General features: G+C 62.9%; 5 protein-coding genes and 1 pseudogene. 2 read left to right on the top strand and 4 right to left on the bottom strand.

The genetic code is table 11. From position 1 onward, the window contains the following. From AC1DX0_RS27365 to AC1DX0_RS27355, 3 genes and pseudogenes are all read right to left on the bottom strand, one after another. Window positions 1-190: pseudogene (locus AC1DX0_RS27365) on the bottom strand (ribonuclease D); the annotation flags it as partial. Between the two features lie 75 nt (window positions 191-265). Beyond that, window positions 266-1,510, bottom strand: a complete 1,245-nt coding sequence (locus AC1DX0_RS27360; RefSeq protein ID WP_477221128.1) for an MFS transporter — start codon at window positions 1,508-1,510, stop codon at window positions 266-268. 223 nt (window positions 1,511-1,733) lie between these two features. Beyond that, a complete protein-coding gene (locus tag AC1DX0_RS27355) occupies window positions 1,734-2,966 on the bottom strand; it encodes an MFS transporter (protein ID WP_477357517.1) in 1,233 nt (410 codons plus the stop codon). A gap of 129 nt (window positions 2,967-3,095) precedes the next feature. On the opposite strand from AC1DX0_RS27355, the gene AC1DX0_RS27350 reads away from it, so the two are divergent. Both AC1DX0_RS27350 and aspS read left to right on the top strand, forming a co-directional pair. Further along, window positions 3,096-3,854: a DeoR/GlpR family DNA-binding transcription regulator gene (locus AC1DX0_RS27350; protein ID WP_477221130.1), complete on the top strand. Its 759-nt coding sequence runs from the start codon at window positions 3,096-3,098 to the stop codon at window positions 3,852-3,854. Window positions 3,855-3,992: 138 nt separating this feature from the next. Continuing rightward, window positions 3,993-5,783, top strand: a complete 1,791-nt coding sequence (gene aspS / locus AC1DX0_RS27345; protein ID WP_477221457.1) for an aspartate--tRNA ligase — start codon at window positions 3,993-3,995, stop codon at window positions 5,781-5,783. A gap of 117 nt (window positions 5,784-5,900) precedes the next feature. Here the strand turns inward: aspS and AC1DX0_RS27340 are convergent, their stop codons facing one another. After that, window positions 5,901-7,091: a hypothetical protein gene (locus tag AC1DX0_RS27340; RefSeq protein WP_477357515.1), complete on the bottom strand. Its 1,191-nt coding sequence runs from the start codon at window positions 7,089-7,091 to the stop codon at window positions 5,901-5,903. Window positions 7,092-7,593 lie beyond the last annotated feature (502 nt).

Raw genomic sequence — 7,593 nt, 5'->3', positions numbered from 1 at the left:
GCGCCAGGTCGATGTCAGGCGACAGCGGATCGATCAGCGCCGTCACGCCAGGCGACGCCATCTGGATCAGGCACAGGATYGGCCAGAAGGTCGTTTCGCGGATGAATTCGGTGTCGACGGTGACGAAATCCGMCTTTTCGAARGCGGCGAGAACGGTCTCGAGTTCTTTCTGGGTGGTGATGACGTGCATCAAATCGCTTTTGGCAGGAGTAAAGTCTTCCTAGATTTCAGCCGGAAACGCTTTCGTCAAGCTGTGGAGCCATCGTTAAGGCCCTGGCGGGCCGTCTGGATCGCCATTTCGTCTGGCCAGCCGCGCGAAAACGGTCGAGGTGCGCAACAGCGCGATAAAGCGGCCGCGTTTGCCCGCCGGCACGCCCGACCTGGCCCGCATGCGGTAGACGATGACGGCGATGAAGATCGCATAGACGACGGCGCTGAACACGAACAGCGCGCTCGGCCCGAAATACTGCATCACTGTCGAGGCGGCGAACGGGCCGCCAATGGCGCCGAAGGAATAGAACAGCATCAGCGCCGCGTTGATCAGCACGAACTCGCCTGTGTCGGCGCGGTCGTTGGAATGCGCCGCCGACAGCGAATAGAGCGGCATGGCGAAGCAGCCGAAGATGAAGATGATGATGAAGTTGAGCAGCGGATTGCTGCCGGCGATGAACACCAGCGCCAAGGCTGAAAGCATTGCGCAGCAGGTCGTTATCAACAGCACCCGGCGCCGGTCCCAGCGGTCGGACAGGTAGCCGAGCGGATACTGGATGATGGCGCCGCCGAAGATACCGACGCTGACGAAGGTGACGACGTCGGCGACCGACATGCCGATCTGCTCGGCATAGACCGGCGATAGCGTGCGAAACGCGCTGTTGGTGACGCCGACGGCAATACAGCCGAAACAGCCGAGCGGCGAAATCCGCCAGACGCGCGCCAGGTCGAGCTTGACCTCCTCCGGCGGCGTCGGGTTGGAACGGTCGCCGAGCGAGACCGGCACCAGCGACAAGGTGATCATGATCGACATGATGGCGAAGATGGTGAAGCCGCCGGCGCCGAAGACCGGGATGAGGAACTGGGCTGATGTCACCGACCCGGTGTCGACCATCCGGTAGATCGCCAGCACGCGAGCGCGGTCCTTGTTGGTGACGCCGGAATTCAGCCAGCTCTCGACGATGGTGAACAGCCCGGCGAAGCAAAAGCCGCCGGCAAAGCGGACCGCGCACCACATCACCGGATCGAGGACCAGCACCAGCAGCAAGGTGCCGACCGAGGCGATCGCGGCAAGCGCTGAAAACGCCCTGATATGGCCGACCGCCTTCATGATGCGGGTGATGGCGAGGCAGCCGAGCAGGAAGCCGGCGAAGTAGAAAGTGCCCATCAGGCCGATGGACGAGGCCGGAAACCCTTCCTGCGCGCCGCGCAGCGCAATCAGCGTGCTTTGCAGCCCATTGCCGCCGAGCAGGATGCCTGCGGCGAGAAGAAGCGGGATCAGCGGACGGATGGAGGACATGAAAAAAGGCGATCACGTATCGGTGATCCCCTATTTGAACCATTGCTCTGGTCAATGCCAGCGGCAATTGCCGTTCCGCAGGATCAATCGTGGTTCTGCAGCGCCCCCGCCGCATTGCCTGGTTTGGAGCGGGCGTCGGGTCCGTGTGGCCCCCTGCCAACGTCAGTTTCGTGACGCGATCTTAACTGCCCGTCCGTCCTGTCCGCGGCGGTGGAGACGCCATTCACCCTTTTGCCGCCCGCGCCAGGATCTTGTCCCGCGCCGGTTTGAGCAGCTCATCCGCCGGCGCGACAGGCTTGCCAGCGGCCGGCCGCCGGCCAAGCGATCCTGCCGTCAGGAGGCTGAGGASGATGAACGGGATGCCGATGSCAAAGGCCGAGCGGATGCCCCAATGSTCSGAGACGAAGCCGAGCAGCGGCGGRCCGAGCAGGAARGCGACGAAGGARATYTGCGACAGCGCCGCGACATTGATYGCCGCCGGSCGATCYGTACKCTGGGCGGCGGCCGAGATCGCCAGCGGGAAGAGGGCGCTGGTGCCGATCCCCAGAAGTGCAAAGCCCAGCATGGAAACGAATGGCATGGGCGAGAAAAAGACAATCAGCACGCCGGCCGCCATCATCACCAGTAGCACCCGCGCCACGCCGCTTGGCGAATGGCGGTCGACGAAACTGTCGGCGAAGAAGCGTGTGGTTGCCTGGGAAAAGGCAAACAGCGCCACGGTGAAGCCGGCGACGAAGGGGCCTGACTCGAACACGGTGCGCATATAGATTGCCGACCAATCGATGCTGGCGCCTTCCATCAGCATCGCCGAGAGCGTCACCGCGACAAGGACGAGGATGGGCAATGTCGGTCTTGCCAGCACGGGCGCCTTCTCGCCGGTGCCGGCAAAACGGCTCGGCGACGGCTGGTAGCCGCCCAGGAACAGCGCCATCGAGATCGCGACGATCGGCACGATCAGCGCCAGATGCAGCTGCGGCGAGACGCCGAGATGCGCCAGCGCCGCGCCAAACAGGCCGGCGCCGAAAAAACCCATGCTCCAGAACGAATGCGCGCGGTTCATGATGCGGCGCTTGACCAGGAATTCGGTCCGGTCGGCCTCGACATTGAGCATGATCTCGACGCTGCCGATCATCAGGCCGACGGGAAAGAGCATCAGGAACAGCGCCAGCGGCCCCGGCGCGTGCACAGCGATGGCATAGGCAAGCGCCAGCAGCGGGACCAGGGCAAGCAGCGCGCGGCGGAAGCCGACGCGCTCCAGCAGCGGCGTCGCCAGCGTCAGCGCCGTCAAGGTACCGACCGGCGTTCCGATCAGGCTGAGACCGAGCGTGCCGTCGCCGATGCCCATGGCGTGCTTGATGTCGGGTAGCCGCGGAAAGATGTTGCCCATGGCGAAGGAATAGATCGCGAACCCGGCATAGACGCGGTGTTGCGGGGCAAGGTTGAGGCCAAAGCTCATCGCGGTGCTTTCAAAGGAAGGGTGAGGCTCGCTTGTCAGGCAGCCTGGTCGATCACTCCTTGCACAAACGTGCAGAACATGCAAGAACGYGCAAAGAGAAATAAGATCAGGCGAAATAGGAATCGGGCAATGCTGACCGATCAACGGCACCAGCTTATACGCGACCGCCTCGCGGCGGAGGGGAGTGTGCTGGCCGGCGAGCTGGCGAGCCGCTTCGGTGTTTCGGAGGACACGGTGCGCCGCGACCTCAGGGAGCTGGCGAAAGCCGGGCAATGCCGCCGGGTCTATGGTGGCGCGGTTGCGGCGGCGCCCTTTGCCGCGGCTCCCATCGGTCTGCGCGGCGGCCATGCGGTCGAGGAGAAGGCGCGGCTGGCGAGCGCGGCCGTGGCGTTGCTCTCCAGCAAACAGACCCTGTTCATCGACGGCGGCAGCACCAACGCCGCCATCGCCAAGGCCATTCCGCACGACCTCGAACTGACCATCGCCACCAATTCGCTCGGTGTTGCCTCGGCGCTGTCCGTCCATCCATTGGTCGAACTGATCGTGCTCGGCGGCAGGTTCGTCCGCGACCTCGGAACCTGCGTCGGAGCCGACACGCTGGCCGCCATTGCGCAGCTTGGCGCCGATCTGTTTTTCCTTGGCTCGTGCGGCCTGGATGTCGCACGCGGTGTGACGGCATTCGATTCGGCCGAGGCCGAAGTCAAGCGGGCCATGGCCAGGAACAGCGCCGGCATCGTCATCGCCGTCACCAACGACAAGCTGGCCACCGCGGCACCCTATCGCGTCGCCGGGGCCGAAGCGATCCGCCATCTGGTGGTCGAAAAGACGGCGCCGGCCGCAATCCTCGCCGATTTCGAACGCCAGGGTGCTGAAATCCACTTCGCCTGAACGCTCAGTGGCATGCCGGGCATCGGGATCGCCCGCTTGCCTTGACAAATCCGGCCTCCCATGCGCTTTTCGCGCAAATTTTGGGCCGGGCTTTGATGCTTCGGCCGCAACCCAGCACCCCGGACTTCAGCAATGACCATGCACCGTTACCGCAGCCATACCTGTGCCCAGTTGAGAAAGAGCGATGTCGGCTCTTCCGTTCGCCTGTCGGGCTGGGTGCATCGCGTGCGCGACCATGGCGGCCTGCTGTTCATCGATTTGCGCGACAATTATGGTCTGACCCAGATCGTCGCCGATCCGGATTCGCCGGCCTTCAAGGTTGCCGAGACCGTGCGCGGCGAGTGGGTCATCCGCGTCGACGGCGAGGTCAAGGCGCGCTTGCCCGAGACCACGAATGCCAATTTGCCGACCGGTGAGATCGAGATTTTCGCCCGTGAGATCGAGGTGCTGTCTGCGGCCAAGGAATTGCCGCTGCCGGTGTTCGGCGAGCCGGACTATCCCGAGGATATCCGGCTGAAGTACCGTTTCCTCGACCTGCGCCGCGAGACGCTGCACAAGAACATCATTGCTCGGACAAAAATCATCGCCGAAATGCGCAGGCGCATGGGCGAGGTCGGTTTCACCGAATTCTCGACACCGATCCTCACCGCGTCGTCGCCGGAAGGCGCGCGCGACTTCCTGGTGCCGTCGCGCATCCATCCCGGCACCTTCTACGCGCTGCCGCAGGCGCCGCAGCAATACAAGCAGCTGATCATGGTGTCGGGCTTCGACCGCTATTTCCAGATCGCGCCCTGCTTCCGCGACGAGGATCCGCGCGCCGACCGTCTGCCTGGCGAATTCTACCAGCTCGACCTCGAAATGAGCTTCGTCGAACAGGACGACGTGCTGTCGACCATGGAACCGGTGATGCGCGGCGTGTTCGAAGCGTTCGCCAACGGCAAGCCGGTGACGCAGCACTTCCAGCGCATTCCCTATGATGTCGCCATGCGCAAATACGGTTCCGACAAGCCCGACCTGCGCAACCCGATCGAGATGCAGGCCGTCTCCGATCATTTCCGCGATTCCGGCTTCAAGGTCTTCGCCAACATCCTGGCCAACGACCCGAAGGCCGAGGTGTGGGGCATTCCGGCCAAGACCGGCGGCAGCCGTGCCTTCTGCGACCGCATGAATTCCTGGGCGCAGGGCGAGGGTCAGCCAGGGCTGGGCTACATCTTCTGGCGCAAGGAGGGCGACAAGCTCGAAGGCGCCGGCCCGCTCGCCAAGAATATCGGCGAGGAGCGCACCGAGGCGATCCGCCAGCAGCTCGGCCTTGCCGATGGTGACGCTGCCTTCTTTGTCGCCGGTGATCCGAAGAAGTTCGTTTCCTTTGCCGGTGCGGCGCGCACGCGCGCYGGCGAGGAACTGAACCTTGTCGACCGCGAGCGYTTCGAAYTGTGCTGGATCGTCGACTTCCCGTTCTTCGAATGGAACGAGGAGGAGAAGAAGATCGACTTCGCTCACAATCCGTTCTCGATGCCGCAGGGTGGCATCGATGCGCTGAACGGCGAGGATCTGCTCGGCATCAAGGCGTTCCAGTACGACATGGTCTGCAACGGCTTCGAGATCGCCTCAGGCGGCATCCGCAACCATCTGCCCGAAACAATGGTCAAGGCGTTCGAGACGGTCGGGCTCGACCGTGCGACGGTGGAGGAGCGCTTTGGCGGCCTCTACCGCGCCTTCCAGTATGGCGCGCCGCCGCATGGCGGCATGGCGGCCGGCGTCGACCGCGTCGTCATGCTGCTGGTTGGCGCCAAGAATCTGCGCGAGATCACCATGTTCCCGATGAACCAGCAGGCCTACGATTTGTTGATGAACGCGCCCTCGGAAGCCTCGCCGCAGCAGCTTCGCGAACTGGCGTTGCGTGTCGCGCCGACCAAGAAGGACGTCTGATCGCAAGCTTCTGACGACACTTTAAAGAACCGTCCGAACCGATTCTCTCGATTCGATAATCCAACAAAAAAGCCCGGCATCGCTGCCGGGCTTTTTTCGTATCTTGAGGCCGTTCGATCAGTCTTCGTTGGCCTTGACATGGACGCCGAGCGTCTTCGGCAGGTCGAGCGGGTTGGACATCGCGCCCGCCATGATCAGAGCGAACGGCACCGATGCCGGCGGCTCGGCCGAGACTTCGAGGCTCTTCGGATCGTCGAGGTACTTGCTGACCGAGGCAGWCACTTCGGCCGTCAGCTCCGGATTGTTGAGCTGCGACATGCCGAAGGGCACGATCGCTTTGGCCTGGTTGGCGATGTCCTTGGCCGACATGCCTTGCTGCTTGCCGACATAGTCCAGCACCTTGCCGGTCAGCGAATCGTCGTCGAAGCGGATCGACGCGCTGTTGAACGAAAGCTGCTGCAACAGGCCGAGCATGGCCATGCCTTGCGCCGAATTGTCGGCGCCTTCCGGCTGCGCGGCCATCTTCTTCTGCATTTCCTGCAGCGACTTGACGAAGTCCATCGTGTAGCCGCCGAGGTCGAAGGTCATGCCCAGCGTGCCGGCATTCTCGACGGAGATGTCGTACTTCGACAGTTCCATCTTGCCATCCGAAGGCTGCCAGGTGCCGGCTATCTCGAAATTGCCCGCGATGTTCTGGTAGCCGAGCGCGTCGATGACTTCCTTCGACTTGGGATCGTCGACCAGCGTCAGGTCGGCATTGAACTTTTCGGTGGTGCCGGTGAATTCCATCGCCTTGCCGTCGGCGGGCGGTGTGATCTTGATGGCAAGCCCGTCCATCGAGAATGCGGTCTTGTCGGCAACCTTGACCGTCATGTTCGAGAGTTCGGCGGACTTGTAGATCATCAGCGCACCGAGCGGGCCAGTAGCGCCGTCGGCCGGAACCGTCATGTCGTGGATGACGAAGGGGCTGAGATTGAGGGTGACGCCGTCCTTGCTATGCTCGAAGGCCGAGGTCGACACCGTGCCGATGTCGAAGCCGCCATTGGCGGCGGTCACACCCTCAAGCTTGACGTCACCGATGGTGAGGGCTTCCTTTTCCGCCGCCGGYTTGAWGGCMACGCCTTGCAGCACCAWRCTGGTGTYGTCGCCGGTCACGCCGGTCCAGGAGATATCGACGCCCTGGGCGGCCAGCGCCGCCTTCAGACGGTCGGCAACCGCCGCGTCCTGGGCAAGGGCCGCATTCAGCGGCAGTGTGAACAAGAAGGTCGAAAGAGCGAATTTCCGGAGAGTTGAGCGTTTGATTGTCATCGCAAGGTCCCTGAGAGTGTCCTGAAATTGTTTTTCAATTCTTCGCGCCATCACCATTCCGTGACGAACTGGACGGGAAAAAGGCATGTCCCGGCACAATGGTCAAAAATCGCAGTGAAAGGCAAACCCGAACCGTATGCTATTGGAGAATGCAGTGAATTTGGCATGAAGGTCGGGCCGTCGAGCGTTATCGTGCTTCGCAATAGATGTGGCATGTAACAGGTTGATGTTGGCCGGCAAGCTCGACCTTGCGGTTTCCTGTTGCAGAACAGCGCGCAGGTCCTTCCGCGCGACATGCGCCTCTTGCCGCGAATCACCCGCTCGGCTAGTCCCAGCCCATGGCAAAAAGGGTTTTGCCGCCTCAAGATGGCGGTGGCGATCACATCGAACCGGTCGATCTGAAGAAGGCGCTGGAAGAGCGCTACCTTGCCTATGCGTTGTCGACCATCATGCACCGGGCGCTGCCCGATGTTCGCGACGGACTGAAGCCGGTCCACCGCCG

This window comes from Mesorhizobium sp. P3_A9 (genome assembly GCF_056402975.1).
Note: the sequence above shows the minus strand (reverse complement) of the source record. Positions and strands in the feature narration are given on the sequence as shown.

What these genes read in the sequence shown, in the direction of transcription:
- AC1DX0_RS27350 (WP_477221130.1), top strand. Translation starts at nt 3,096, where the DNA reads ATGCTGACCGATCAACGGCACCAGCTTATACGCGACCGCCTCGCGGCG.
- AC1DX0_RS27360 (WP_477221128.1), bottom strand. Translation starts at nt 1,510, where the DNA reads ATGTCCTCCATCCGTCCGCTGATCCCGCTTCTTCTCGCCGCAGGCATC.